21 protein-coding genes are annotated in these 25,935 nt (G+C 47.6%); 9 read left to right on the top strand and 12 right to left on the bottom strand.

Features of this window, described 5'->3' with window-relative positions:
* Positions 1–251, top strand: a 251-nt coding sequence (tnpA, locus tag B5D26_RS05605) for an IS200/IS605 family transposase (RefSeq protein WP_143833098.1), incomplete at its 5' end; no start/stop codon positions are given.
* A gap of 272 nt (positions 252–523) precedes the next feature.
* Here tnpA and B5D26_RS05600 read toward each other — a convergent pair.
* The 12 genes from B5D26_RS05600 to B5D26_RS05545 form a co-directional block, all read right to left on the bottom strand.
* The gene (locus B5D26_RS05600) at positions 524–1,021 is read right to left on the bottom strand and encodes a hypothetical protein (RefSeq protein ID WP_078744741.1); all 498 of its coding nucleotides are present in this window, start codon (positions 1,019–1,021) and stop codon (positions 524–526) included.
* The gene (locus B5D26_RS05595) at positions 1,018–1,722 is read right to left on the bottom strand and encodes a DUF3800 domain-containing protein (protein WP_078744740.1); all 705 of its coding nucleotides are present in this window, start codon (positions 1,720–1,722) and stop codon (positions 1,018–1,020) included. The genes B5D26_RS05600 and B5D26_RS05595 overlap by 4 nt, the downstream gene beginning before the upstream one ends.
* 10 nt (positions 1,723–1,732) lie before the next feature.
* A complete protein-coding gene (locus tag B5D26_RS05590; protein WP_078744739.1) occupies positions 1,733–3,085 on the bottom strand; it encodes a restriction endonuclease subunit S in 1,353 nt (450 codons plus the stop codon).
* Positions 3,085–4,656 carry a class I SAM-dependent DNA methyltransferase gene (locus tag B5D26_RS05585; RefSeq protein ID WP_078744738.1) on the bottom strand — a complete coding sequence of 524 codons (1,572 nt, stop codon included), beginning with the start codon at positions 4,654–4,656 and terminating at the stop codon, positions 3,085–3,087. The genes B5D26_RS05590 and B5D26_RS05585 overlap by 1 nt, the downstream gene beginning before the upstream one ends.
* Before the next feature lie 225 nt (positions 4,657–4,881).
* Positions 4,882–5,451: a dTMP kinase gene (locus B5D26_RS05580; RefSeq protein ID WP_078744737.1), complete on the bottom strand. Its 570-nt coding sequence runs from the start codon at positions 5,449–5,451 to the stop codon at positions 4,882–4,884.
* Entirely contained in the window at positions 5,429–6,724 is a 1,296-nt protein-coding gene (locus B5D26_RS05575; protein ID WP_159445602.1) for a B12-binding domain-containing radical SAM protein, read from the bottom strand. The genes B5D26_RS05580 and B5D26_RS05575 overlap by 23 nt, the downstream gene beginning before the upstream one ends.
* A 639-nt stretch (positions 6,725–7,363) precedes the next feature.
* The gene (gene hsdR / locus B5D26_RS05570) at positions 7,364–10,897 is read right to left on the bottom strand and encodes a type I restriction-modification system endonuclease (RefSeq protein ID WP_078744735.1); all 3,534 of its coding nucleotides are present in this window, start codon (positions 10,895–10,897) and stop codon (positions 7,364–7,366) included.
* A 103-nt stretch (positions 10,898–11,000) separates the two neighbouring features.
* A complete protein-coding gene (gene rnd / locus B5D26_RS05565) occupies positions 11,001–12,203 on the bottom strand; it encodes a ribonuclease D (RefSeq protein WP_078744734.1) in 1,203 nt (400 codons plus the stop codon).
* A gap of 45 nt (positions 12,204–12,248) precedes the next feature.
* A complete protein-coding gene (recR, locus tag B5D26_RS05560) occupies positions 12,249–12,848 on the bottom strand; it encodes a recombination mediator RecR (RefSeq protein WP_078744733.1) in 600 nt (199 codons plus the stop codon).
* Positions 12,849–12,910: 62 nt separating this feature from the next.
* Positions 12,911–13,237, bottom strand: coding sequence for a YbaB/EbfC family nucleoid-associated protein (locus B5D26_RS05555; RefSeq protein ID WP_078744732.1), 327 nt, complete (start codon positions 13,235–13,237; stop codon positions 12,911–12,913).
* Between the two features lie 135 nt (positions 13,238–13,372).
* Positions 13,373–15,520 (bottom strand): DNA polymerase III subunit gamma/tau, encoded by a 2,148-nt coding sequence (gene dnaX, locus B5D26_RS05550; RefSeq protein ID WP_078744731.1) that lies wholly within the window; start codon positions 15,518–15,520, stop codon positions 13,373–13,375.
* 115 nt (positions 15,521–15,635) lie between these two features.
* On the bottom strand, positions 15,636–16,526 hold the full coding sequence (locus B5D26_RS05545; protein ID WP_078744730.1) for a mechanosensitive ion channel domain-containing protein: 891 nt from the start codon (positions 16,524–16,526) through the stop codon (positions 15,636–15,638).
* 124 nt (positions 16,527–16,650) lie between these two features.
* Here B5D26_RS05545 and B5D26_RS05540 point away from each other — a divergent pair, with 124 nt between their 5' ends.
* The 8 genes from B5D26_RS05540 (at position 16,651) to B5D26_RS05505 (ending at position 25,920) form a co-directional block, all read left to right on the top strand.
* A complete protein-coding gene (locus B5D26_RS05540) occupies positions 16,651–17,379 on the top strand; it encodes a UTRA domain-containing protein (protein WP_078744729.1) in 729 nt (242 codons plus the stop codon).
* A gap of 117 nt (positions 17,380–17,496) precedes the next feature.
* Positions 17,497–18,735: an NAD(P)/FAD-dependent oxidoreductase gene (locus B5D26_RS05535; protein ID WP_159445601.1), complete on the top strand. Its 1,239-nt coding sequence runs from the start codon at positions 17,497–17,499 to the stop codon at positions 18,733–18,735.
* A 92-nt stretch (positions 18,736–18,827) separates the two neighbouring features.
* A complete protein-coding gene (locus B5D26_RS05530; RefSeq protein ID WP_078744727.1) occupies positions 18,828–19,859 on the top strand; it encodes a putative 2-aminoethylphosphonate ABC transporter substrate-binding protein in 1,032 nt (343 codons plus the stop codon).
* A 94-nt stretch (positions 19,860–19,953) separates the two neighbouring features.
* Complete coding sequence (locus B5D26_RS05525; RefSeq protein WP_078744726.1) at positions 19,954–21,225, top strand: putative 2-aminoethylphosphonate ABC transporter ATP-binding protein; 1,272 nt, start codon at positions 19,954–19,956, stop codon at positions 21,223–21,225.
* Positions 21,222–22,913 (top strand): putative 2-aminoethylphosphonate ABC transporter permease subunit, encoded by a 1,692-nt coding sequence (locus B5D26_RS05520; protein WP_078744725.1) that lies wholly within the window; start codon positions 21,222–21,224, stop codon positions 22,911–22,913. The genes B5D26_RS05525 and B5D26_RS05520 overlap by 4 nt, the downstream gene beginning before the upstream one ends.
* 99 nt (positions 22,914–23,012) lie before the next feature.
* Entirely contained in the window at positions 23,013–24,161 is a 1,149-nt protein-coding gene (locus B5D26_RS05515; RefSeq protein ID WP_078744724.1) for a 2-aminoethylphosphonate--pyruvate transaminase, read from the top strand.
* Positions 24,162–24,199: 38 nt separating this feature from the next.
* A complete protein-coding gene (gene phnX / locus B5D26_RS05510; protein ID WP_078744723.1) occupies positions 24,200–25,027 on the top strand; it encodes a phosphonoacetaldehyde hydrolase in 828 nt (275 codons plus the stop codon).
* The gene (locus tag B5D26_RS05505) at positions 25,024–25,920 is read left to right on the top strand and encodes an EamA family transporter (protein ID WP_078744722.1); all 897 of its coding nucleotides are present in this window, start codon (positions 25,024–25,026) and stop codon (positions 25,918–25,920) included. Before phnX ends, B5D26_RS05505 begins: the two co-directional genes overlap by 4 nt.
* Positions 25,921–25,935: the final 15 nt, after the last annotated feature.

The raw sequence follows: 25,935 nt of genomic DNA, 5'->3' as shown, positions 1-25,935 counted from the left end.
TACTGGAAATGGACGGTGAATCAGATCATGTTCACCTGCTGATAGCTTATCCGCCGAAGCTGGCGATCAGCGTCATGGTGAACAACCTGAAATCGGTTTCATCACGCCGGATACGCATACTCAATACCCATATCCCCCGGCAAAGCAAAAGTGCAGCGCTCTGGTCACGTTCTTACTTTGCCTGCAGTGCAGGCGGGGCAACGATCAAAACACTGAAAGAGTATGTGCAAAGTCAGGCGACACCTGATTAGAACCGCTGCGCGGTTCCCGCTTGTATCCCCGCCCGATTGGGCGAGGGTTTACGCGGAGTTTTGCTAAAATCATTGACCAGCTTCACTCTGGCCTGACTCACTACACAGATAAGAGCCTCAGAATATGTCAAGCGTTTGATACTTGCTCAAATTAAATTCGGCTTGCTAAAGAAACTCAAATCAAGCAGACTTATGCCATCTCATCTACCATCCTAACGGTGTTAGCGTAGAAGGAGTTACGGCTCCGCTCGGCAACGGGCGAGGCCAGCTTTCTAAAGTTCTTCTAGCTTATTTCTTTCCCATCGCTTATTTAATTTCACTTTTTCATGCGACCTTTCAACTGTATAAGCAGTCCAAGGTAAAATGTAATCTTTGCGCTTATTGAGCACGACTAAATATTCAGCTTTTTCATGCCAAATATGAACGCGCTTATCTGGGCCTCGCTTTTCAACCCAAATTTTTAGCCGTGAATCCGCATCGTTCTCAATATGGGCGCGAGGCCAAGTGATACGCTCACAACGCCTAAGGTCTGGCGTACGCTCAGACTCTTCACTACCCTCGCTAATCATGTGCCAAAAAGTTGCAGACTTACCCGCATACTCTGGATGACGCTTTAAGCCTAAGCGCAACCCTCGAAACAGTGGTTTATCATCAACAAAGTCAACACAGAATAGCCGATAGACTTCATCAAAATATTGTGACCAATCTCCACCATAATCATTTAAGTAAATAAGTTCAGGGAGCCAGTCTGGCAAGACATCCATTGTCATAGCGCTCCTCCACTCCAAATCAACAAATTAAATTTATTCTCACGCAGCAAGGTATTGCAGGTCAGTCGATACTGGCTTCTTTGTTTTATTCTCTCAATTAACTTAAGTTTCGCTGCGTTTGTTGACAAGTCTCGATGCAAATACGATAAAGCCCCAATAAGCAAATCGGCGACTTGCAACTGCTCTGATTCATGGGAATGAATTTGCTGAACCCTTTCTATCATCCGACGAGAAAAATCGTATGAGTTATGGCAAAGCACCTCATGGAGTTTTTTAATTTTATCAGCGCCTTGCGTATCTTTAATATCCAAATACACGCGGTATCTTGCCTGAGGTTCAAATATCACCTTGAGCATGGTGAAGTACATTTTATAGTACCAATCGTCGTGCGTTTGCCCCCACGTCTCATGGTTGAGTTGCGCTTTGTCCGGCACAATCAGACCTCTAAAGTGGAAGTCATCATCATCAAAAAAATAATCAATGATCTCCATGTAAAAGGCCAATTTTGATTGGCTCACTTTAGTCCATTTAATCTCAAAACTTTTTCCTAAGCCATGTTTCACCTTGATATCACGGACTCTTTGGCTGATCTCTTTTCGCTTACTCTCTGGGCACCAAACACCGCCCAACACCATCGCCTTTTCACCGTCATTCTCTAAATGACAGGACTCATCACAATAGACGTTATAAATCTCGCTCATAAACTTACACCTACTGACGCTTTTTCTTCACAGGCTTTGTGGCGGCTCGCTCGGCTTTGATCTTGGCGAGTAGTGCCTCTGCACTGTTGTCACCGCTGATTAAATCAGGGTTGGTGGCGCGCCAGTCGGCAGTGAGTTCACCACGGAAGGCTTTGGCGAGGATGGATTGGGTCAGGTTATTCACCCGCTCAAGAGCGGCATTGGCTTTTTCTTCAATGCGGTCGGCAAAGGCGAATAATTCTTCAACACGGCGGACGATTTCGGTTTGTTCTTCGATTGAAGGAACTTGTATTTCATATGCAAGAATTTGCCTACCACTTATGTGTGGAATATCGCTACCAGTCTGATTGGGTTGGATATAGTTACTAAATGCAATATCTCGTAATAACAGAAATAGATAATCTGGCTGAAGACCATCAAACTTAGTGAATCGAGCTACACGTTGTACTAGTACACATGGTAAATCCTTTTCTTTAGCACGAGCTAGTTTTAGGCCAGTCGAGATTATTGGGCGATCCATCGCTAGAATAATATCATTAGCACGTATAAATAGGTTTGAATGCTCCTCAAGCTTTTCTATGGGAAAATATCTGGTTTCATCCCATTTGAGCGCCCCAGGTTCTATATTTTGTCCTCGTAATAATTTTACACCTGAATCCGTAAACTCCTTACTTTTGAAAGCATGTCCTATATCTATTGAGACGAAATCACATAGGGCACCCTTCTTTGTTGCAAACTGTAGAAACTCCCGCCACTCCTCCGTCAATTTCCCACTCACTGCCGCTGCCAATACCGATTGGCGGAAGCGTTTTAGAATATTGGGGATACGGTCAAGGCGGGCTTTGGTGGTTTCCACTTGTGCCAGCAGGGTGTCGAGTTTGTCTGCGATGACTTTTTGTTCGGCTAGGGGGGGGAGTGGCAAAGTAAATTTTGCTACTTGTTTTGGTTGCGCTCTTGTTAAGGAACCACCAACTCCTGTTACATCTGCACACAGCCGCGTTCTAAAGTCTTCAGACTGAAAATACCAAGTTAAATATTGTGTATTTAAACGCTTTTGCCTGACAACAATCCATTCAGATGACGCTATTTGTCCAAGATTTTGAGCTGAGGCTACACGCCATACACGATTTATTCTTGGATTAATTTTACAGACCAAAACATCATTTTCACTAACAAACTGTTTACTAGAGCCTATCTCTTCTGCCTGTAGTATTTCTGGTTTCCCTTCAGGAAAGATTGGAACACTGTACAGCTCAAAAGTTGTACCTATATGACTCTTAGGCTGCATATTTGACGATTTATAATCATTTATATCAGCTACAGTGGCAGTCACCCACCCCTCCGGCAAATTAACCTCACTCATCAATTCGCCCCTTCCAATGCCGCCAATAAGCCTTCTAACTCACTCAATGCCGCGCTCAGTTCTTCTTTGGCTTCCATCGCCAATACGGCAGGCTCCGGCAGGTCTGCCGCATCTACGCTGTCTTGGTCTTTTAACCATGAAATATCCAACGAGTCGCCCTTGGTTTCCCGTATCCAGTCACGGCTAAAACAGCGCCAACGGCTGTGTAACAGCTTGTCGTCAATGCCTTGGTTTTCTGCACTGGCAGATTTATCAACGGCAATCTCTTCAGCCCCAAAGCTGTATTCGCCCTCTGTGCGCTCACTGGTGCCGTTAGGGTTATCGCCATACACCGCTTCAAAAGGCGCTAAGTGGCTATCACCAAAGGGGGTGCGTTTGCCAAAGCTGGGCATGTTGGTGCGTAGGTCGTACACCCATACTTTGTGGGTGCAGTCTTCTTGTTGCAGTTTGTCGCTGGCGCTGCCTTTGGTGAAAAACAGTACGTTGGTTTTCACCCCTTGGGCGTAAAAAATCCCCGTAGGTAGGCGCAATATGCTGTGCAGGTTGCATTTGTTCATCAGGTCGCGGCGCACGTCGGTGCCGACGCCTGCTTCAAACAATACGTTATCTGGCAATACCACCGCTGCACGGCCACCGGGTTTTAGGTTGCGGTAGATGTGCTGTAAAAACGCCAGTTGTTTGTTACTGGTTTTGTAGGTGAGGTCGTCACGGGTGTTAGAGGCTTCACCGCCTTTGCTGGTGCCAAAAGGTGGGTTTGCCAAAATAATATCCGCAGGCGGTAAGGCTTTTCCCGCTTCGCCTAGGGCATTACCCAGATGCACCACGCCTTCATTGTCACCTTCCATGCCATGCAGTAAGCAGTTCATTAGGGCTAAACGGCGGGTGTTGGGCACCAGTTCAACACCAACAAAGGCTTTGTGCTTTTGAAACTCGGCCTCTTTGCTGGACAGGTCAAAGTAATCATCGGTGTGCTCGCGCATATATTGGTCAGCCGCCACCAAAAAGCCTGCGGTGCCTGCGGCTGGGTCTTGAATCACTTCGCCCGTTTGCGGCTGTATGCAACGCACCATGCTGTTGATCAGCGCACGGGGGGTAAAATATTGCCCCGCGCCTGATTTGGTTTCGCTGGCGTTCTTTTCTAGCAAGCCTTCGTATAGGTCGCCTAGGCCATCTTTTTGGGCGCTAAACCAGTCGATTTGGTCTAGGGTTTTAATCATTTGCTCTAGGTGGCGCGGTTCACGCAGGCGGGTTTGGGCATCGGCGTAAATGGCGCTGATCAGCGGGTCTTCGTGAATCAGCGTACCCTCTGCGTTTTTGCCTGTCGATAAGCTCAGTAAGATGATTTTGTAATCGTTAAGCAGGTTAATACCTGATTTGTCGTTAATATCCGTCCAGCGACAACCTTCAGGTAATGGGTGCTTTTTTAGGGTGCCCGCTTCGGTGTTCTCATGCACCATTTTGATAAACAGCAGCAGTACCAACTCGGTGACGTAGTCGCTGTAGTTAATGCCGTCGTCACGCAGTACGTCACATAGGTTCCAGAGTTTTTGTACGATGTCGTTGTGGGTCATAAATTTCTCGTTAGGTGTCCTGCCAAAATAGGTCTTGCTGAAACGGCTTCTACAGATGACGGGCATAAAAAACCCGCACGATTTGAGCATAGTTGCAAGCAACCATAGGCTTGGCGGGTATGTTGGCCGCAAATATAGAGTTCAAAGTATCGTGAATCAAGTCAATACTGTTAAAGACAACATTATAGAAACGCTTCAAGATAACGACTGGTGTGTTACAAGATTTTATAGACCTACACGCAAATGAGCATTGATGCAATCATGAAGCAAGTCGACGGCCTTATCCTCATTGGCACCGGTCAGATCTAGCATCACGTCGCATTGAGCCTGCAACTTGTTCAGCACACCTACTCTGAACGCAGGATTCAGGGTTTCGATATCTTCTGCCGTCGCCCCTCGCTTTTGCAACCTAAGTTGTCGTTCGGACTCATCAAGCGTCAATAATATACTCAGGTGCGGTTGGTATGCCCGACTCAACACAAAAGAGAGATCAAGCGTGACACCTCGTTCATTTGCATAGGCAATGGTTGAGGCTCGGTAGCGATCCATCAGTACACTTTGACCACTCTGAATCAAACCCTGTACTTTTTCACCTTCAGCCTGCACGGTAGCAGCATAAAAAAGTGCCTTCGCAGTTTCACTGCTGCCAAGTCCGTGAATGATATCTGCTCGTATAGGCAGTAGTTCTGATCCCGGAGTAGTCATCAGTTGGTATCCATACTGTTGAGCAAAGCGACGGGCAAGTGTGCTTTTGCCGACACCGTCTAGCCCTTCAAGCACGATAAAAAACGGCATTGTTTATCTCCTTTAGTGTTTGAGTTTCAGATAAGTTCGCCGCTTGTGCGAGCGCCTCCATCTGACGGTAGTCTTCGGGGGTAAAACTGTTACTGGCTATAACATGCGGTATCGCTTCATCAGCTGATTCAATAAAACCGAACTGTTCTCGTTGTTTGTCGAGCACAGTGCCACGCAAAATCATCAGAGGCCAAGCGCGGATAACGGGAACCTGCTGACTCCAGCACCAGCTTAACGACTCGCGAAAACTCTCTAACGTCTGTTCTGGCAACCCATATATCAGCGATACTTCAAACTGTATATGACGTGCCTTGAGCTTTTCTATCACGCGCTCTGCCATCACTAGATTGTTTGGTCGGCCAATGGCATCCCCTTCCTTCTTGATAGCGGTTTGCAGCCCGAATTCAAGCACAACATTGAGACCTTCCAGCGCATCGAGGAATTCGTCTTTCACAGACTCAAAACGACACTGCAAGGCGAGTTTTGCGTTCAAACCAACCTCTTTAAACAGAGTCAACAGATCAACGGCACGCTTTGTATCTAGATGAAAGATAGGGTCTAGGATGGATATGCGCTCAACACCTGCCTGCGCAAACAGCCTTACTTCTTTGCTGATACGCTCATAGTCGAGTTGTTGTTCCGTCAATTTGAAGCGGTTACCCGACTCTCTATGCTGGCAGAAGCTACAACGGAAAGGGCAACCACGCATAGTTTCCCAACGGATGGACTGACCAACATTCATCACGCCAGTAAGCCAAGGCGAAGCCAACTGTTTTAACGAGATTTCTGACTTTAGCCCAAGGTCGGTTTGACCTGCAAAATGAATGCCTTGCCCTTGTACGCTTTCATCTTTAGCCAGTAACACCATTGCTTGTTCACCATGTCCTCGCACGAAAATATTGGCGTATGGGTATAAAGTCTCCAGTGTTCCGGCTTCGGCATACGAAACCTGTGGACCACCTAATACAATTGGGGCTGATGTTGAGTTGTGAATCACTTCCGTCAACTGCTGGGTAATAGGCTCGTTCCAGATGTAGGCTCCTATACCGACCAGACAGCCGATACCCTTTACTTCAAGCGCATAAATTGTGTCTAAAACTTGTGTCTCTAACGCCTTGTAGCTGAAATCTGGGGCATTCACCGCACCTTCAATCAGCGTATAACAAATACCTGCTCGCTTTAATGACGCCAGTATTGAAGCAGCACCTAGGTTTGAACGCCCATCTTGTGGACGCTCCCAGTCTACGGAGATGAATATGATGTGCTTATTCATATTTCCCCCCTTAATTGCCAGACTTAGTGAGGTGCCAACCATGCTGGTAGCGACATTCATAAATAGAGAGCCGTAATTTTTTTTCATGAAAGAGACAATTCGCGCGCCTCTTGGCACTCTGATAGCTGGTATAAAGTTGCTTAGGTTTTCCTTCTCCACTGGTGCAATAGTGGCAAGTTTCGCTAGGAGTGTGGCGCTCTTCAGGGCAAAGATGCCAGTAACTACAGCGGTCACATTGGTAGGAAACTATTGCTTTACCAAGAGTTAAGCTGGTTTGGTTTGCTGCCTGATCGTCTGAAAATTTAAATTGATAAGTTTTGAGGAGTTGGCCAGTGCGCTGGCTAATACATTGAATTGAATAGTACATAAAGATAGCTCCGCTTTATGATTACAGAGCTATCATTGATTGATCAGTGCATTGCGCTAACAACTGCTTGCAACCTAAGATTAGTCTTCGGCTATCATCACTAGCGAATAGAGGGCTAGAAATAGTAGAGAAAATAAATAAAAAAGTATAAAACAGCAGCATTCCAAAAAATGCGTAAAATAGCCGCCTTATTTCTCGGTGCGACATTAACAAAGTGACTATTGTTAATTTTACTATATATTCCATCAGTTTATTTCCTTTGCTAAGCTTCATTAAAACTTATTACTCGCAACAACAGCTGGCCAAATGGCGTCGCTGAGTTCTTCCAGTACGGTATCCAGTTGATTGTTCAGTGCCTTGTCGAACTGCTTGGCGCCGCCTTGTTCGGCAAAGCGCTGGTTCACAAACTCGCGGTCGACGATCACTTCATGCACCAGTTGTTTGGCTAGGCGCTCTAACCATTTACGTTGAGCGGGTTGCCAGTTATGGCGTTGGTAAAGGCGCTGCATGGCCTGTGCGATGCGTTGTTCAAAGGGAACTAAAGGTTCACCAAATGCCGCACGGCGAATATGGCCGACGATGCTGGCGGCAATGTCTTGGTTGGTTTGGTTGCGGATGGCGCTTTGCAGTTTAACTTCGCTGTAACCTGCGCCATCTAGTAGTAGTTTGATCTCTTTAAGTTGTTCGCGGGTGAGGTCGCGGGGTTTGTTCACCACCACTGAGAGCGCGGCATTTTGGTTGATTTGCTGTTGGATAAACTGATTAAAGCTGTCCAAGTAATCTTCTGGCTTTTGGTGTACGCCATAGCTTTGGCTGCGTTCACGTAGTTCGTCGTGGTGCTCTGAAATCACGGGTTGGCGCTCGCTGCCCAATAAGCGGTTCACCTCTGTTAGCTGGTTAAGCAGTCCGCTGTGCTGGCTGATAAAATCCGCTGCTTGCCTTGGCCCCAACTGCTGTAGATGTGTGTGCAGGCTTTTGGGTTCAACGCCCCATAGGTTGTGCAGCTCATCTAGCTTTTGTTTCAACGCGGGGTTGTTGTCGGCTTTGTTCTCTGCTTTTCGTAACACGCGCATCACTTTTTGGCTCAGTTGGCTCAGTACCACGTCGGCATGGCTTTGCTCGGGTGAGTCACCGGGGGCGTTCAGTGCGCGCTCTAGTTGCTCTGGGTTGCTGATCTCTGTCACCAGTTGCGCCAAGCTGATGTTGGGGTCTTTCACCAGTGGTTTCATGGTGTTCACGTCATCCAACGCTGCATAAATATCAACGGGGTCGTAGATGCGAAACACTGTTTTACCAATTTCGTCACAGCGGCGAGTGGCGCGCCCCATCATCTGCTCGTACAAGATGCGTGATTTTACTCGACGCATAAATACCAAGTTGCAAATTTTGGGCACGTCGATCCCTGTGGTGAGTAGGTCTACGGTGATGGCAATATTGGGGTAGCGTTCGTTTTTATACTGGCGGATCAGTTGCGCCACTTTGTCGCTTTGGCCTGTAATTTTAGCCACGGCAGCTTGGTTGTATTCACCGTTGTAGAGGTCTTTAAAGGCTTGGTCTAATAGGCGCTTAACCATATCCGCATGTAGGTCGGTGGCGCAGAAGATCAAGGTCTTTTCATCCCCAAAGGGGTCAAGCTCTTGTACTAACTGTTCACAGATCACTCGGTTAAAGTTTTCGTTGATCACCTGACGGTTAAATGCGTCTACTTCAAAACTCAGCTCATCTTCTAGCTCGGCACTTTGCACTTCGCCCGTTTGGGTATTGATGGCGCTGATGGTTTCACCCTTATCAAAACGGATACCGTTCTGGGTGAGCAGGGTTTCGTAGCGAATGGGCGGTTCGTGATCAATCAGCCAATCATCGGCCACTGCCTCTCGGTAGGAGTAGGTGTAAACAGGTTTACCAAAAATATCACTGGTGTGTTTCGCTGGCGTGGCGGTTAGGCCGATTTTAAAGGCATCAAAATAGTCCAGCACACGGCGATAGCTGGACAGGTATTGGCTAACCTCTCGGGTGGCCAGTTCGCCTTCGGTCATCTCTTGATCTAGGGTGTAACCTCGGTGCGCTTCGTCGATGATAATGCAGTCAAATTGATCAATGGGCGGCGGATTGTCGCTCATAAAAATGCGTTTCACCATCGCTTGTACGGTGGCAACCTGCACACGGGTTTCGGCCTCTGCGGCCATATCACCTAACTCTGCCACGTTGTAAATCTTGGAGAGGCTATGGTTCTGTTCCAATGGCGCTTCATTGAAAGCGTCAAGGGCTTGCTGTCCTAATGCAGTGCGATCCACCAAAAACAAGATGCGCTTGAAACGCTCGGCTTTTAAAAAACGGTACATCAGGCCAATAATGGTGCGCGTTTTACCTGTGCCTGTTGCCATTGCCAATAGGGCGCTACGCACCTCTTGAGCCAATGTGTTTTCAACCGCGTTAATGGCTTTTTGCTGATAATCACGCACTTTTAAATAGCCAAAAGGCTCGGCCTGTAACGTGCGTTGCGCGGCCTCTTTACTGCGCTTTAACAGGTCAAGTAGCCCGTCTGGTGTGTGAAAACTCGGCAGCGCACGTTTCAGATTGGCAGGATGGCGCAGATCACGAAACCAAGTACCCGATTGTTCGGCCAATTGCGGTACATAGGGCCGACCATTGCAGGAGTAAACAAATGGGATGTTGTAATGCCCTTCTTCATCATCAGGCCAAGCAATGGTCATCCCTTGTAGCGCCCAAGCGGGAATTAAAGGCGGAGTAACACTTAAACCTTTGCTGTAGCGTTCAGCTTGAGCGATTTTGCCTGCGACATTGGTGTTTTCTTTTTTGGCTTCCACTACGGCAATAGGGGTTAAGCCTGCAAAGAGTACATAGTCTGCTCGGCCTTTCTGCCCTTTGTATTGCGTTGGCCACTCGGCAATGGCAAGGTTTTGGCCTTTTTCAGGGCGAGTACCCTGTTTGAAACTGAGTGACTCACTGTCGGCTTGCCAACCCGCTTCGATCAGTTGTTGGTCTATCAAGATACGGGTTAAGGCTTCATCCAGTACAATATGCTGAGTGGCGGCTTGTGTATTGCGGCTAAGTTGTTGCCGCTGGTTGGCTTGGGCTTTGTCATCTTGCGTTGCCAGTTGAGCCTGTAATGCTTTGATTTTGGCTTCGTAGGTTTGCTGCTGTTGGCGAAGTGCCTGCTCATGTTGTGCGGCTTGCTGCGCTAAGGTACGAGACTCTTCATCCATCGCGTGGGCAAGTGCTTCGTATTCCTCTTTTTCTTTGGCGATCAGTTCGTTCAGTTGCTGGCTTGAACCCAAGTCGATATTGGCTTGCTGTAACTCATTTTTGAGTTGTGCCATCTCGGTTTGCAGTTTACGCAGTTGTTCGCTGGGGTCAGTGAATGCAACAAAGGGGCTGGGTTTAAATTGAACCCCCGCTTTACCAAAGGACTGGTGAAACCAAATGGCGAGTTTGCGGGCAACAACAAGACCGTTAATCGCTTCTTTGTGCTGTGTTTTAAATTGATGCGTGGCTTTGTTGCCTTCAATCCGTAGCGTATGAAACAGCTCTCGCACCACTGGCTCTAGTTTTAACTCGCGGTTAATTTTATAGAGCAGATCAGCCTGTGACGTTTGGCCATCAAAGGTGATTCCTGCTAACACTGCAAGATGCTGGGCAAGGGCTTCGCCTAGTTGACGTAGTTTTATCAGCGTGGTGTTGGGGTCGCTGGCAAAAGCGCGTTCCGCTGAGAGTGCCAGTTCGACAAACAAGGGGTCGTGCTCTGCCAAGAAATCAAAATTAGAGGTTTGATTAGGTGAGGCCATCGCTCAGAAACTCCATTTCATCCATCGCATATCGTTATTCAAGGTAGGGGCTAGACTACCTTAAATAACGGGTTCCACAAATGAACAGGCGCTCAGCGGTCGACTAACGCGAGGCCAGTTTATTCAATAATGCAAACAAGGGTTGTGCCACTATGCTTTCGCGCCAGCCTGTCCACTCGGCGGGGATCTGGTTTAATTCACCACGAATCGCTTTGTTAAGCACTTGTTCGACTTGACGCTTACGCACTAAAAGCTCGGGGGGGAGGTCTTGGTTGTCGGCTATTTCGCGCACTTTTTTCTTTAAAGCTTTTGACCAGTCGCGATAAGGCTGCCCGATGGGTGAAGGTATAGAGTCAGGCCAAGTCGCCTGTGAGCGAGTGCGGCTGTGCTCGATAATATCTAAAATTTCATTACCTTCACGTTTGATTAGACTAGGGCGTAAGCCTTCAATTTTGCTCAACTCAAATAGGTTGGTGGGCAGTTTGTAGGCCAATAACCAGAGTTGATTATCTGAGAGTAAACGGCTGCGAGGAATATCGCGCAGGCGCACTTGCTGCTCTCGCCAGCAGGTGATGTCTTGCAAGACTGCTAGCTTTTCTTGTGACAGTTTCCACGCTTGTTTAATGCGTAAAAAATAAAACTCATCATCTGGTGGCAATAACGCCTGTTGGCTGATTTGCTCACAATCAAGTTTGCACCAAGTATAACGGTTGCAGTCTTCAAGCTGTTTTTTAATTAAAGGCCAGATCTGATACAGGTAGTGCACGTCGGCAGCGGCATAGGCACATTGCGAATCAGTGAGTGGGCGTTGCAACCAGTCAGAGCGGGTTTCTTCTTTATGTAGGTCAATATTCAACCAAGTAGCAACCATGCGTTGATAACCGACCGATAAGGTTTCCCCCATAAAGGCAAGTGCCACTTGTGAGTCCATTAAGGGCGCTGGTACAACCCCTGTAAGACTGCGAAACACTTCTAGGTCTTCTGAGCAGGCGTGCAGCACTTTCAACACTTGTTCGCTGGTGAGTAAAGCTGCAAAAGGCTGCCAGTCGGTAATTTTAAGGGGGTCAATTAACCAGCAGTGTTCAGCATCTTGAATTTGAATCAACGCAGCTTTTGGGTAGTAGGTGTCCACGCGGATAAATTCGGTATCTAAGGCGATAAAGTCGCAGTTAAGCCACTGTTGGCAGCAAGTTGCGAGTAGTTGGTCATCCGCAATAAAACGATAGGCGATCGCTTGCTCATCAGCAGGGGTTAAAGATTGTGCAGGCAGATCGGGCTGCGTTTTTGGTGCGGTTGTGTTTTCCATGACCGACTCAGCATAAAAATGTAAAAAAGGGCAAAATGCTTGGCGTTATACCATAGGTAAGCGGCCAGCTAAAGCGCGGCTCAGGGTGCCACCGTCGATATATTCCAGCTCACCACCGATTGGGATACCGTGCGCCAGTCGAGTTACTTTAATGGGCAGGTGTTCAATCATGTCGGCGATGTAGTGTGCGGTAGCTTCCCCTTCTACGGTGGGGTTAGTGGCTAATATCAGCTCTTGTACAACACCTTGACTCAAGCGCTCAGCCAATAAAGGTAGGCCAAGACTATCAGGGCCGATGCCATCAATGGGGGACAAATGTCCTGTTAGCACAAAGTAACGGCCATTAAAGCCACCCGCTTGTTCCATAGCGATTTGATCGGCGGGAGTTTCTACAACACAAAGCAAGCTGTTGTCTCTACGCTCGCTGCGGCAAAGGCCGCAGATGGGTTCTTCTGTTAAGGTGCGGCAGCTTTGGCACTGACCCACCTGTTCTAAGGCTTGGTCTAATATCTGTGAAAGCCGAAAGCCGCCTTCTCGATTACGCTCTAGCAGATGTAGCGCCATACGCTGTGCCGATTTAGGCCCCACACCGGGCAAGCAGCGCAGTGCGGTAATCAGTTGATCTACTAATGGGCTAAAGGCCATAAGGTCTCCCAGTGTTGGCGTAATCGAAAAGGTTGTAGTTTTTAGCTGTATAGCAAAGCGTTTTAAAATGGCATTTTAAAACCTGGTGGCATCTGCATGCCGCCTGTCAGCTCTGCCATTTTGGCTTGTGTGTTAGCTTCAACGCGACGTACTGCGTCGTTTACGGCTGCGGCCAACAGGTCTTCTAGCATCTCTTTGTCTTCTGACATTAGAGCAGGGTCAATGGTGACAGCGCTTACGTCGTGGCGACCATTCATTTCAACTTTCACCATGCCTGCGCCCGATTCGCCCACTACTTTTTGCATGGCCGCCTCTTCTTGCAGCCTCTGCATTTTGGCTTGCATCTCTTGGGCCTGTTTCATCAGATTACCCATATCACCTTTAAACATAGTGTTGTCCTCTATTCAGCAATTTTATGGAGATTAGTGGTGTTCATTGTATCAGTGTTTTTGCGCGGCTCGCGTAATTATCCGTACAAGATTAAGACCGTAGATTGAACCCTTGGTTACAGTTTCTTTCACTCATTAGACTAAGGGCTGTATGGAGGGGAAGTTCACCTCAGCATCAAACTCATTCAGCAGCCGTTGAATATTGTCATCTTGCATAAACAGTTGATCGGCTTGCTGCTTACGCAGGGCAATCAAGCGCTCTTTACGCTGCGAAGGTGTGTCCATATTGGGCTGTAAGGTGACAATCTCAATGGTGAATGCTTCATGCAACACTTGCTGTAGTGCGCGCTGCCACTCTTCTATACGTGCAGGATTAATAAAGTTACGCACATTTTCTGAAATACCAAACACCAATACGCTGTCTTTGCGCTCTTGCAGAGCGGCATTGTCGGCAATTGTGCGTTCAAAACCCCGTAAAGGCAGGTGATCTAACAACATCACCCAGTGCTGATTATTGTGCAGCTCGGTTGGGCAAGGTGCGACCATAGGCGTGATATTGGCGGGGGTTGCTTCGTTGTCTATAACCGCTGCTTCAGGCGTTGGGATGTTCTGTGGCGCTGAAACCAATGCAGGCTCAGGTGCTGTCGGCACAGGCATTGGTTCTGGCATCATCTTTTGATAAATATTGGTTTCTGCTTGTGCGGCTGATGGCACTGCTGAAGGTGCTGTTGATGGCGCAACAGCAGGCTCAATCATCGGCGGGCTAGTAGGCGCTAGAACAGATTCGTAGGCACTATCTGGCAACTCTTCCCAAGGGGGAATATCACCAAGTGGTCGCGCGCTTTCAGCTTGAACTACCGCTGCTTGCACAGGCTTTTGTACCGCTGCTTGCACAGGCGCTGAAACAGCCGCCTGTTGAGCACTAAGTGCTTGAGCTGCATTTTGATTACCTCGCGCCAAGGCAGCGCGGGCATTTTTAATCAGATCAACAGCGGCTGGCGCTTCTTGTGTGCTGGCAGGGGCTGTTGTAACGGGCGGTGTTGCTGGTTGCGCTGTTGGTTGCGTTGTTGGTTGCGCTGTTGGTTGAATTGTCGGCTGTTCAACTTGCGCTTGTGCTGGCTCAGCCGCTAATTGCTGTTTTTTTTTATCCGGTTCCCGCGAGAAACTAACGGGGGCACTGCCTTGCGACACAGGCACCCCTTGCGGGGCAAAGGCCAGCATACGAATCAAGGCCATCTCAAAACCGGTACGCGGATCGGGTGCTAGGCGTAGGTCTTCTTGGCTTTTGATGGCGATTTGGTAGTACAACTGCACATCTTCAGCGGTCATCTGTGCCGCATGCGCCAACACCTGAGCTTTGTCACCCAAACCGTTATCGACCGCATCCGGCAATAGTTGCGCAATTGCCATACGGTGCAGGTAAAGCGCCATATCAGCCAATGTGGTTTCAAAGTCAGCCGCCTGTTCTGATAAGCGTGCGGCCCCTTGCAGCAGTGCCTGCGTGTCTCGGTTGATCAGGTGCTCTATCAATGCGGTGACATGGCGCTGATCCACTAAGCCTAACATTTCGCTGACTTGGCTGGCGTTGATCTGCCCTTGCCCGAATGCAATCGCTTGATCGGTCAGGCTCAAAGCATCACGCATACTGCCATCAGCGGCACGGCCTAACAGCCAAAGCGAGGCTTCGTCAAATGGGATCTGTTCAGCACCTAGCACATGCGTCAAATGCTCAACCACCCGTTCTGGCGGCATATTTTTCAAGTTAAATTGTAGGCAGCGTGACAGCACTGTAACCGGAAGCTTTTGTGGGTCAGTGGTCGCTAACAGAAATTTAACATGGGGCGGCGGCTCTTCCAGTGTTTTTAACAGGGCGTTAAAACTGTGGGTAGAGAGCATGTGCACTTCGTCGATCAGGTAAACCTTAAAACGGCCACGGGACGGCGCATATTGCACGTTGTCGAGCAGTTCACGGGTGTCTTCAACCTTGGTGCGCGAGGCTGCATCCACTTCTATCAGATCAACAAAGCGGCCTTCGTCAATTTCGCGGCAACTGCTGCACTCACCACAAGGACGAGAGGTAATGCCCGTTTCGCAATTTAGGCACTTGGCGATAATGCGCGCAATCGTGGTTTTACCCACCCCTCGCGTCCCCGTAAACAGGTAAGCATGGTGTAAGCGGTTGTTATCAAGCGCACTGACCAAGGCACGTTGTACATGGTCTTGCCCGACTAGCTCGTGGAAATTTTTAGGACGCCACTTTCGCGCCAGTACTTGATAACTCATAACAACCAATCAATGAAGGATAAAAAAGATGATCCGCTTAACCGCTACAGACTTAAAAGTAGTTAAGACGCGCGATTGTACAACAAATGTCAAAAGGGGTGAATTTTACGCGACGTTATTCTTTTTCGACACGGGCTGTACTGTCCTGATTTTTACGATTTTTTTGCAATTGCTGATAGTAATAATCCATAAAGTCTTCTGTAATCTGCTGCTCTAGCTCAACCGCTTTTTGAGTCGGGCAGAAGATAGTGACCACTAACAGACTTTTTGCCCCACTGTTGGTTAAGATACGCACACTGGGGTCAGGGCCTGTTAGCGTAATGCCCAAGCGCTTCTCAATCAGAGTGCTGTAGCGCTCTGCAACGCTTTTAAATGGACTGCAATAATGCTGGGCAGAACTGAGCGCTTGGTGCTTGGCTTCTTTGAGATTCAGTTCTTTCGGTTCCAAAATAATCTGAAAAGAGTGCGCCACGTAACGTCGCATAAAGTTCAAATTTTGCACAGTGCCTGCAATAAACTGGTTATTGGGTAGTATCAAGGTACGCCCCGTGTAACCGTAGCTCATGGTTTCCATATCCACTTCCAATAAAGTGGTGGATAACCAATCACTGCTGACCACTTCACCATAGTGCCCACCTATTTTGATCCAGTCCCCGACACTAAACGCACGGCTACTGGCAATATAAAGCGCCCCTAAAAAACACTGAATCTGTTCACGGGTTGCCACTACCAATGCCACCACAAACGCAGCAACCGACAGGGCGATAAAGCGCAGCTCAGACAACCACACCAATACCAGCCCCGCCAGAATCAGTAGACTGGTGATATTCGTTACCGTGTTGATCCAACGTTTGGGTAGTGTTTCTTCCTCTGTCAAATAACGACGAATTAAACGTACCAATAACCAACGCAGCAACAAGCCCACCACGATCAACAAGACTGATATGATGATCTTGTTGCCGCCAAATGGTGCTAATGCTGCTAGAATTTCTTTTATTTCTGACATGTTATAAGTCAATCTCAATTAAACGGTTTTGCGGCAAGGTCATCTGGGTGTCATGATATTGCAATAGATTAAGTCACAAATATTAACTCTTTAGCCCCATTAATACCTCGGAATTTAAGCCTTGATGAAAGCGGTTGAAAAACGTGCAGTTTATTTGAAAGTTAGAGATCAATTAGCCGATAAAATTCACTCTGGAATTTGGCTTGCCAACGATAAACTTCCAGCAGAGCGTCAGCTTTCAGAGCAGTTTGACATTACGCGAGTTACAGTTCGGCAAGCATTGGTTCAGCTTGAGGCTGAAGGCTTAATTTTTCGCGCCAACCGTAGAGGTTGGTTTGTTGCACCTAAACGCATTGATTACGACCCTAGCCGAGACATCGGCTTTGTGCGTTATGTCGAAGACCAAGGCTTTCATGCACGCACTGAAACCCTAAGCAAGCAATTAGTAGAAGCGCCACAATGGCTATCTCAACTAACGGGACTAGCAGAGGGCACCCCTGTTTATGAGATTCTCAGACGACGCTATATCAACGACCGCCCCTGCTTAGTCGAGAAAATATTTGTTAACCCTAAACACTGCGCCGGATTACTCAGCCACTCTTTAAATCAGTCGCTCTGGGAGCTGCTACGCCAACACTATCAATTAGAGCCTGCCGAACGCTACATCGAGATGTACCCACAAACATTAGACGCGGCCATTGCCCAACAGTTGAATGTCAACACAGGCTGTGCCAGCTTGTATATGCGCCGTATCTGTCATGATCAACAAGGTGAGTTTCTAGAGCTGGATGAAGAGTTTTGGTTGCACAACGCACTTAAAGTAGTGGTCAGTGTAAAACCTCCTAAGCCTTAGGTTCGACCTTAGTTATACCTATCATCAAAGGGTGCTCACTGTCTTTTTATCGTCATCAAAATGAAATAGATGCACTTTATTATATGGTGTATACCAGATAATAAAGAGATCAATATTATGGCTCAGCGCGTCATTATCATTGGTGGTGGAGTTTTGGGCTGCTCAGCCGCTTATGCACTCAGCCAACACCCTCATTTAGACGTCACTTTATTGGAGGCCAATACATTGGCCTCTGCGACAACAAGTTATGCCGCAGCACTTTTAACCCGCGCTCGTCAGCAACCTGTTTTGGCCGATCTAGTACGCGAAACTTTTAATACCATTCAAGCCCTTGGTGAAAAACTAGGCCAGCCCTTACCTTATCGTCAGGTGGGAAGTTTGCATATCGGCAGTGATGCTGCGTCGCTTGCTCAGCTGGAACAAACCGCAGCAACAGCCAAGCAGCAAAAACTTAAAACAGAATGGCTATCAGTATTTGACGCTCAACAAAAAGCACCTTGGCTAGCTTTGCCTACTGACGCTAAGGCGCTGTATCTACCAGAAGATGGGTTTATTGACCCTTATCAGTTAGCGACGGCTTACGGGCAGGTCGCACGTTTGCAAGGCTGCCGCATTCGCCAAAATCAGCGCGTTAAGCAGTTGCTACAGCAGGGTGATAGGGTGACAGGTGTAGAACTGGTCAGTGGTGAGCGCTTATACGCCGACTATGTTGTCGATGCCGCAGGGCCTTGGGCAACAGCTTTAGCTAAGCAAGTCGGGGTAAATCTGGCAATGGCCTCCGTACGCAGCCATTACTGGATCACCGACCAACGTCAAACTGTGCCAATGGGTTCACCAATGGTGATTTTGCCTCAAGCCAAAGCTTACGCTCGACCAGAGGTAGGCGGCTTACTTTTTGGCTTACGGGATGAAACGCCTGTGTATTGCTCGCCTAATCAGCTACCCAATCAACTTGACGGCTTCAGCTTTGGGCAAGATGAACAGGGCTGGCAAGCCCTTGAAGCAGGCTATGAAAGTTTGCTGCCATTTTTTCCAGAGTTGAACGATGCCAAGATTGAACACTATATCTCAGGCATTTCAAGCTATACCCCTGACGGTTTGCCTTTATTAGGTTATTTCCAAGCCGACAGCGGAACACCTTTGATTAAGGGATTTTTAGTGATGACAGGCTGCTCTGGTGCAGGTATCGGTCTATCCGGTGGCTTGGGACGATTAATCGCAGAATTGATTCAAGGTAAGCAGACATTCACCGATCTATCCGCCTTGCAGCCCCATCGTTTTGGTCAGATTGACCCTTATGATGACCAGTTTCAGCGCCGATGCGCGTTAGCCCGTTGCCAAAAGAGAAGCGGTTAACCTCTTGTGATAAAAATTCATTTTTTCATCACATATTTGAAACAATTGGCTGTTAATTTCTGGTATATACCAAATAAGTAGGAATGTTCATTATGCGCTTAACAACTTCGATCAAAACAGCTCTTGTCAGCCTAGCCAGCAGCTTGGCACTGTCTAGCATTGCGGCACATGCCCAGACCGAGCTCAAAGTGTACACCGCACTAGAGACCGAACAGCTCGCAGAGTACGCCCGTGAGTTTAATAAAGCTTATCCAGAAATCCACATCAAATGGGTGCGTGATTCTACAGGAATTGTGACCGCAAAATTGTTAGCTGAAAAAGCTAACCCACAAGCGGATGCAGTCTGGGGCTTAGCAGCTACTAGCCTGCTGATCCTTAAAGACGAGCAGATGTTAGAAACTTATGCACCTGAGGGTGTCACAAATTTGTCACCTAAATTCCGCGACAATAGTGCCCAACCTTCATGGGTGGGTATGAACGCTTGGATGGGTGCGCTGTGCTTTAACACTATTGAAGCGAAAAAGCTGGGGTTACCTAAGCCAACCAGCTGGGAGGATCTGACCAAGCCTATCTATAAAGGCCATATTGTGATGCCAAACCCAGCGTCGTCAGGTACGGGCTTTTTAGATGTCTCCTCTTGGTTGCAACTGTTTGGCGATCAAAAAGGTTGGGACTATATGACCCGCCTGCATGACAACATTGCGCGCTATACCCATTCAGGCTCCAAGCCCTGCAAATTAGCTGCGGCAGGTGAAACACCTATTGGGATCTCTTTTGCCTATAAAGGTGCAAGTTTGAAGAAGAAAGGCGCGCCTTTGGACGTTGTGTTTCCTAAAGAAGGCTTAGGATGGGATATGGAGGCCGCTGCGATAGTGAAGGGCACGCAGAACCTTGAAGCGGCGAAAAAGCTGATGGACTTTGCAGTGTCTAAAGCCGCGAATGAAATGTACAACAAAAACTTTGCTGTTGTTGCGATGCCGGGGGTTGCTAAGCCAATTCAATATTATCCGGCGAACCCAGAAACATTAATGATCGACAACCGCTTCGATTGGGCTGCCCAGAATCGCACCGCCATTTTGGCTGAATGGCAAACTCGTTTTGATGGCAAGAGCGATCCGAAGTAAGCCAGCTTAATCCGCATCCATCTGTTTTATTGTGCTAATGCAGGCGGATGCGGAGCTAGGTTAAACGCTTTTAATTGATGACACGGAGAATGATATGACGGCTCAGATTCAGCGACCGCTATCCGCACCCCCTTATCTACAGATCAAAAAACTCTGGAAACACTACAGCGGCTTTGCTGCACTGAAAGAGGTGTCACTGGAGATCAAAGAGGGCGAGTTTGTCTGTTTTCTAGGGCCTTCAGGCTGCGGTAAAACAACCTTATTACGCGCTATTGCAGGCTTAGACCTTCAAAGCAAAGGTCAAATTTGGCAAGGAGGCCGAGATGTCTCTCTGCTCCCGCCTGAGCAGCGCGATTTTGGCATAGTATTTCAATCTTATGCGCTATTTCCAAACCTGACCGTAGCTAACAATATCGCCTATGGTTTACGTAGTTTAAAGCTGGATAAAAACCAAATTCAGAAAAAAGTGCGTGAGTTACTACATACCATTGGCTTGCCTGATGTGGGGGAAAAATACCCTTCGCAACTCTCAGGTGGCCAGCAACAACGTATTGCATTAGCAAGGGCTTTAGCCACTGAGCCGAGTTTATTATTGCTGGATGAGCCGCTATCAGCGTTGGACGCCCGAGTGCGTTTACACCTGCGTCAAGAGATACGCAGCTTGCAGCAAAAACTGGGTATTACCACCATTATGGTGACCCACGATCAGGAAGAAGCGCTGACAATGGCTGATCGAATTGTGGTGATGAATCACGGCATTATCGAGCAAGTGGGCACCCCTGAAGAGATCTATCAGCGTCCCAATAGCGCCTTTGTGGCAAATTTTGTCGGTACGATGAACCTGCTGCCTTGCCATTACTTAAACAGCAAACAAGTGCGCATGGGATCTGAACTGGTGCACTACAAGCTGCATCACAACACTGCCCATCAAACCTTGGGCTTTGAATTGAATCATGGGCCGGTACAGAAACCACAAAAATCTAAGGCTTGGCTGGCCTTTCGCCCAGAAGTGGCGGAGTTAGTACCATTTAATCATGCTCAGACTGACCTTGATCATGAATCAGCAGCCCCTAAGAGTGCTCTCAAGCCTCACAGTAACGCCCAAGCACATTACTTCCAAGGTCAAGTGTTACAAAGTGAGTTTATGGGCAGCTTTTTCCGACTGAAGATCGCACTGCACACCAACCATGCCGAGTTAGTGCAACAACCTATCCATGTAGACATTGCCGTTCAACAGGCCAATTTGGACTGTTTGACTGTAGGCCATCGCCTAACCATCAAAGTGCCTGTTGATCAAATACAAGTGTATGAGCGCAATGACAGCACGCCTTTTAAACAGCCGCAAAGTGTTGAGGTTGCAGCATGATATTGGCAGCACAACCTAAAGCCACTTCAGCAAGGCTAAGTCCTCAGGATCTGATACAACGATTAGTCATTGTACTAGCACTGGTATTTCTAGCGGTGAGCTTGATTTTGCCTCTAGGCAGTATGTTCATAAAAAGCCTGCAAGATCGTCATGGTGCATTTGTTGGACTGGATAACTTTGCTCAGTATTTTGGCAACCCTGTTTTGTTTGACTCTATCAGTAACTCGTTACAGGTCGCGCTAATATCAACGCTTATTGTGATAGTGCTGGCCTTTCTATTTGCTTATGGTCTCACTCGCACCTGTATGCCGGGTAAGAAGAGTTTGCGGGCACTCACCTTACTGCCTCTTTTTGCGCCCTCGTTGTTGCCTGCTATCAGCTTGATCTATCTTTTCGGCAACCAAGGCGTTTTGAAACCCGTGTTAATGGGGGGCTCTATTTACGGTGAAATCGGCATTGTCATGGGCATGTGTTTTTGGGTTTTCCCTCATGTTTTGATGATGTTGATTACTGCGCTGTCTAATGCTGATGCTCGTCTTTATGAGGCGGCAAAGGTGATGAAAGCCTCCCCCCTGCGTACTTTCTTCACCGTAACACTACCTAATGCCAAGTATGGATTGATCAGTGCCAGCTTTGTTGCCTTTACACTGGTGATTACCGATTTTGGCGTACCCAAAGTGATTGGCGGTGACTTTAATGTACTGGCAACCGATATTTATAAGCAGGTTGTAGGGCAACAAAATTTCCAAATGGGAGCGGTGGTTTCGGTCATATTGTTACTACCTGCACTGCTATCTTTTGCGGCAGATCGTTTAGTGCAGAAAAAACAAGTGTCGATGCAGTCTGCCCGTGCGGTGAGCTTTGTACCTGAAGCCAATCCATTGAAAGATCGTCTATTTTTTGTGTTCTGCTGTACGGTGGTATTGGCTATTTTACTGATCACCGCGATGGCAATTTACGCAGCCTTTGTCAGTTTTTGGCCGTACAACATGACGCTAACCTTTAATCACTTCGACTTTGAAGCGGTAGGTGCCAGTTGGGAGGCTTATTTTAACTCTTTAAAACTAGCCGCTTGGACGGCCTTAATTGGCACAGGTGTCATCTTCTTTAACGCCTACCTGGTCGAGAAGGGGCGTGCCTTTGAATCTGTACGTAACCTGCTGCATTTGATGGCGATGATTCCGATGGCAGTACCGGGAATGGTGCTAGGTCTGTCATATATCTTTTTCTTTAATGCCGCTGATAACCCATTTCATTTTATTTACGCCACTATGGCTATTTTGGTGTTGAACTCTGTGGTGCATTTTTACACGGTTTGTCACTTAACATCTATTACCGCACTTAAGCAGCTTGATGCTGAGTTTGAATCGGTTTCAGCCTCGTTAAAGATTCCGTTCTATATCACTTTCTGGCGCGTAACCCTACCAGTGTCTTTACCAACGGTGCTGGAAATATCGGTCTATCTATTTGTGAATGCGATGACCACAGTATCGGCAGTGGTGTTTCTTTACTCTAGCGACAGTATGTTGGCCTCTATTACTGTGATGAACCTAGATGAGGCGGGCAATACCGCACCTGCGGCAGCAATGGCAGTGCTGATCTTAGCCACCTGCCTATTGATAAAAGGGCTGCACTGGCTGCTATCTCAAAAACTGCTGGTTGTGACTCAAGGTTGGCGTAGTCGTTAACGCTCGGCATAAATCTTTAATCTAAAAACCATAACTTTAATTTAGTTGGACTGATTTGAAAGTTTAAATCTGGTCTATACCAATACAAGGACTAATCTAATGACACACGCACAACCTCCTTATTTATTGACACCGGGACCAATTACCACAACTCAAACCGTAAAATCGGCCATGTTACGTGATTGGGGCTCATGGGATGCCGACTTTCGTGCAATGACAGATCAACTCTGCCAGCAGCTACTGACTGTAGCCAATGCCAGAGAGACCCATGTGTGTATTCCAATTCAAGGTAGTGGCACCTTTGCCGTAGAAGCCACATTGGGTACGTTGATTCCTCAGACAGGCAAAGTGCTTGTGCTGATGAATGGGGCGTATGGGCAGCGTATTGCGAAAACCTTGGCTTATCTCAAACGTGAGCATGTTGTACTCGATAAGGGTGATTACCTGCCACCGATGCCAGATGAGGTTGAAGCGCTTTTACAAGCTGATCCAGATATTACGCATGTCACCCTCATTCACTGTGAAACCAGCTCAGGTATTCTAAATCCCGTATCAGAGATTGCTGAGGTTGTGGCGCGCCAAGGCCGTCTTTTAATTATTGATTCTATGAGCGCTTTTGGTGCGATCCCAGTTGACGCACAAACTCTGCCTTTTGCTGCGCTAATCTCATCTGCCAACAAATGTTTTGAAGGTGTTCCCGGCTTCGGTTTCAGCTTAGTGCGCCGTGACATACTGATTCAGTGTGCAGGTCAAGCACACTCTTTGAGTTTGGACCTGTATGACCAATGGCAATATTTAGAGAAAACTGGCCAGTGGCGTTTTACGCCGCCAACACATGTGGTTGCGGCCTTTTTGCAAGCATTGGCAGAGCATCAAGCAGAAGGGGGTGTTGCTGGGCGCTTAGCACGCTATCAACGCAATCAACAGCGCTTGGTGGCGGGTATGAAACAAATGGGCTTCAGCACACTGCTTAATGAGCAATGGCTGTCGCCTATTATCGTGACTTTCTTATCTCCTCAGCATCCTAATTTTAACTTTGATGATTTCTACAACCGTATTAAAGCTCATGGTTTTGTCATTTATCCAGGAAAGCTGACAGTGGTTGATAGCTTCCGATTGGGTTGTATTGGCCAGCTTTATGACCAACAGATTGATCAAGTTTTAGTTGCCATTTCGGCGGTATTAGATGAGATGCAGATCGAAAGCGGCTATGCCGAACTGCCAGAACACAACGCTGTAACTGCGTAATTGTTTTATTTGCTCAGTGTAATTTTTTAGGAGTCAGTATGTATCATTTTACCCGTCGTTATATCGGCCCCGTACAAGCCATCATTATGGATTGGGCAGGCACCACTGTTGATTTTGGCTCTATGGCCCCTATTCATGCCTTTCAAAATCTATTTGCCCAAAATAAGGTGCCAATTAGCATTGAAGAAGCACGCGCACCTATGGGGGCTGAAAAACGTGAACATATTCGACAGCTTTGCGCCATGCCCCGTGTACGAGACGCGTGGAAGCAGGCTCATGGGCTGTATCCAAGCGAGCAAGACATTGATCGTTTATATGAAGATTTCGTTCCGCTACAAATTGCAGCCATAGCAGAATGCAGCGCCCTCATTCCGGGTTTACTTGAAACATTGGATTGGTGTAGGCAACAAGCGATCGCCATTGGTGCGAATACAGGCTATGCCAGCCGTATGATTGAGGGGCTTGTAGCCAATGCTGCGGCTCAAGGTTATCAACCGCAAAGCAATGTTTGCGCAACAGATGTGCCTAAAGGTCGCCCTTACCCTCATATGGCACTGAAAAATGCGATTGAACTTGGCGTAAGCGATGTCTCTGCCTGCATCAAAATTGACGACACCCTGACAGGGATTGAAGAGGGCCTAAGTGCAGGCATGTGGACTATTGGGGTTGCCGTCAGCGGTAACGAGGTCGGCCTACCACTCTCACAGTGGCAAGGGTTATCTGAAACAGAACAAAATACTCTTCGTCAGAAAGCTTATCAGCGCTTTTATCAGGCAGGCGCACACTATGTCGTGGACAGTATTGCCGATATTGTGCCCTGTATTGAAGCAATCAACTTGCGTCTACAAGCAGGTGAGCAGCCTTGAGTTTTGAGGCCATCATACTGGTGATTATTTCAGCCTGCTTACATGCAGGCTGGAATTTAATTGGCAAAAAACAATCACCTAGCCAAGCATTTTTCATGCTCAGCACCCTATTTGGGGTGCTGATCCTATCCCCGTGGTTGCTATGGGTTTGGCAACGTTTACCCGCATTATCTGAACCATTTTGGCTTTGGCTTTTGCTGTCTGGTTTCTTTCAGGCCATTTATGTCAGCGGCTTAGCTTGGGCTTATGAAAAAGGCGATCTCTCGCTGAGCTACCCTCTCGCTAGAGCGCTGCCCGTTGCTTTTGTGCCGTTGGTTTATTGGTTTATTTTTCAGCAAAGTCATCTACAGCTTTATCATTTTTTAGCTTTAAGTTTAATCATCCTAGGCGCGATATTAACACCACTCACCCATATTAGAGATTGGCGTTGGCAATACTACTATCAACCGACCATGCTGTTTGTTTTGTTAGCCGCTTTAGGCACTACAGGTTATTCGATTGTGGATGGGATTGCGGTGCAAACTTTAACGCAAGCGTCTCAAATGACCGCTTACGAAGCGGGTGCGACCTATGTGTTATTACAAGGTATGAGCTGCTTATTATGGTTAGCACCTTGGGCATTAAGCCAAAGCAAGCAACGCCAACAGGCTTACCTACTGTTAACTAAACCACTCTGGGCCATTGCAGCAGGTATTTTCATCATGTTGACTTATCTTCTGATATTGGCGAGCTTTGCATTGGTTGACGAAGTGAGTTTTGTGGTGGCGTTCAGACAAATCAGTATTCCAATCGGTGTGTTAGCCAGCATAATCTGGCTGCAAGAGCGTTTGTCTGTAGTACGTGGTGTGGCTGTTGGTTTAATGTTTTGCGGGGTAGTGTTAATCAGTATTTAAAAAACTGTCGTGGTC

This window comes from Oceanospirillum multiglobuliferum (genome assembly GCF_900167095.1).
GTDB lineage: Bacteria > Pseudomonadota > Gammaproteobacteria > Pseudomonadales > Halomonadaceae > Oceanospirillum > Oceanospirillum multiglobuliferum.
The sequence above is the reverse complement of the archived record's forward strand: the minus strand, read 5'-3'. Positions and strand labels throughout refer to the sequence as shown.

What these genes read in the sequence shown, in the direction of transcription:
- B5D26_RS05595 (WP_078744740.1), bottom strand. Translation starts at nt 1,722, where the DNA reads ATGAGCGAGATTTATAACGTCTATTGTGATGAGTCCTGTCATTTAGAG.
- B5D26_RS05535 (WP_159445601.1), top strand. Translation starts at nt 17,497, where the DNA reads ATGGCTCAGCGCGTCATTATCATTGGTGGTGGAGTTTTGGGCTGCTCA.
- dnaX (WP_078744731.1), bottom strand. Translation starts at nt 15,520, where the DNA reads ATGAGTTATCAAGTACTGGCGCGAAAGTGGCGTCCTAAAAATTTCCAC.
- B5D26_RS05585 (WP_078744738.1), bottom strand. Translation starts at nt 4,656, where the DNA reads ATGACCCACAACGACATCGTACAAAAACTCTGGAACCTATGTGACGTA.
- hsdR (WP_078744735.1), bottom strand. Translation starts at nt 10,897, where the DNA reads ATGGCCTCACCTAATCAAACCTCTAATTTTGATTTCTTGGCAGAGCAC.
- B5D26_RS05540 (WP_078744729.1), top strand. Translation starts at nt 16,651, where the DNA reads ATGAAAGCGGTTGAAAAACGTGCAGTTTATTTGAAAGTTAGAGATCAA.
- B5D26_RS05530 (WP_078744727.1), top strand. Translation starts at nt 18,828, where the DNA reads ATGCGCTTAACAACTTCGATCAAAACAGCTCTTGTCAGCCTAGCCAGC.
- B5D26_RS05555 (WP_078744732.1), bottom strand. Translation starts at nt 13,237, where the DNA reads ATGTTTAAAGGTGATATGGGTAATCTGATGAAACAGGCCCAAGAGATG.
- B5D26_RS05520 (WP_078744725.1), top strand. Translation starts at nt 21,222, where the DNA reads ATGATATTGGCAGCACAACCTAAAGCCACTTCAGCAAGGCTAAGTCCT.
- rnd (WP_078744734.1), bottom strand. Translation starts at nt 12,203, where the DNA reads ATGGAAAACACAACCGCACCAAAAACGCAGCCCGATCTGCCTGCACAA.
- B5D26_RS05590 (WP_078744739.1), bottom strand. Translation starts at nt 3,085, where the DNA reads ATGAGTGAGGTTAATTTGCCGGAGGGGTGGGTGACTGCCACTGTAGCT.
- B5D26_RS05545 (WP_078744730.1), bottom strand. Translation starts at nt 16,526, where the DNA reads ATGTCAGAAATAAAAGAAATTCTAGCAGCATTAGCACCATTTGGCGGC.
- B5D26_RS05515 (WP_078744724.1), top strand. Translation starts at nt 23,013, where the DNA reads ATGACACACGCACAACCTCCTTATTTATTGACACCGGGACCAATTACC.
- recR (WP_078744733.1), bottom strand. Translation starts at nt 12,848, where the DNA reads ATGGCCTTTAGCCCATTAGTAGATCAACTGATTACCGCACTGCGCTGC.
- B5D26_RS05580 (WP_078744737.1), bottom strand. Translation starts at nt 5,451, where the DNA reads ATGCCGTTTTTTATCGTGCTTGAAGGGCTAGACGGTGTCGGCAAAAGC.
- phnX (WP_078744723.1), top strand. Translation starts at nt 24,200, where the DNA reads ATGTATCATTTTACCCGTCGTTATATCGGCCCCGTACAAGCCATCATT.
- B5D26_RS05575 (WP_159445602.1), bottom strand. Translation starts at nt 6,724, where the DNA reads ATGAATAAGCACATCATATTCATCTCCGTAGACTGGGAGCGTCCACAA.
- B5D26_RS05600 (WP_078744741.1), bottom strand. Translation starts at nt 1,021, where the DNA reads ATGACAATGGATGTCTTGCCAGACTGGCTCCCTGAACTTATTTACTTA.
- B5D26_RS05525 (WP_078744726.1), top strand. Translation starts at nt 19,954, where the DNA reads ATGACGGCTCAGATTCAGCGACCGCTATCCGCACCCCCTTATCTACAG.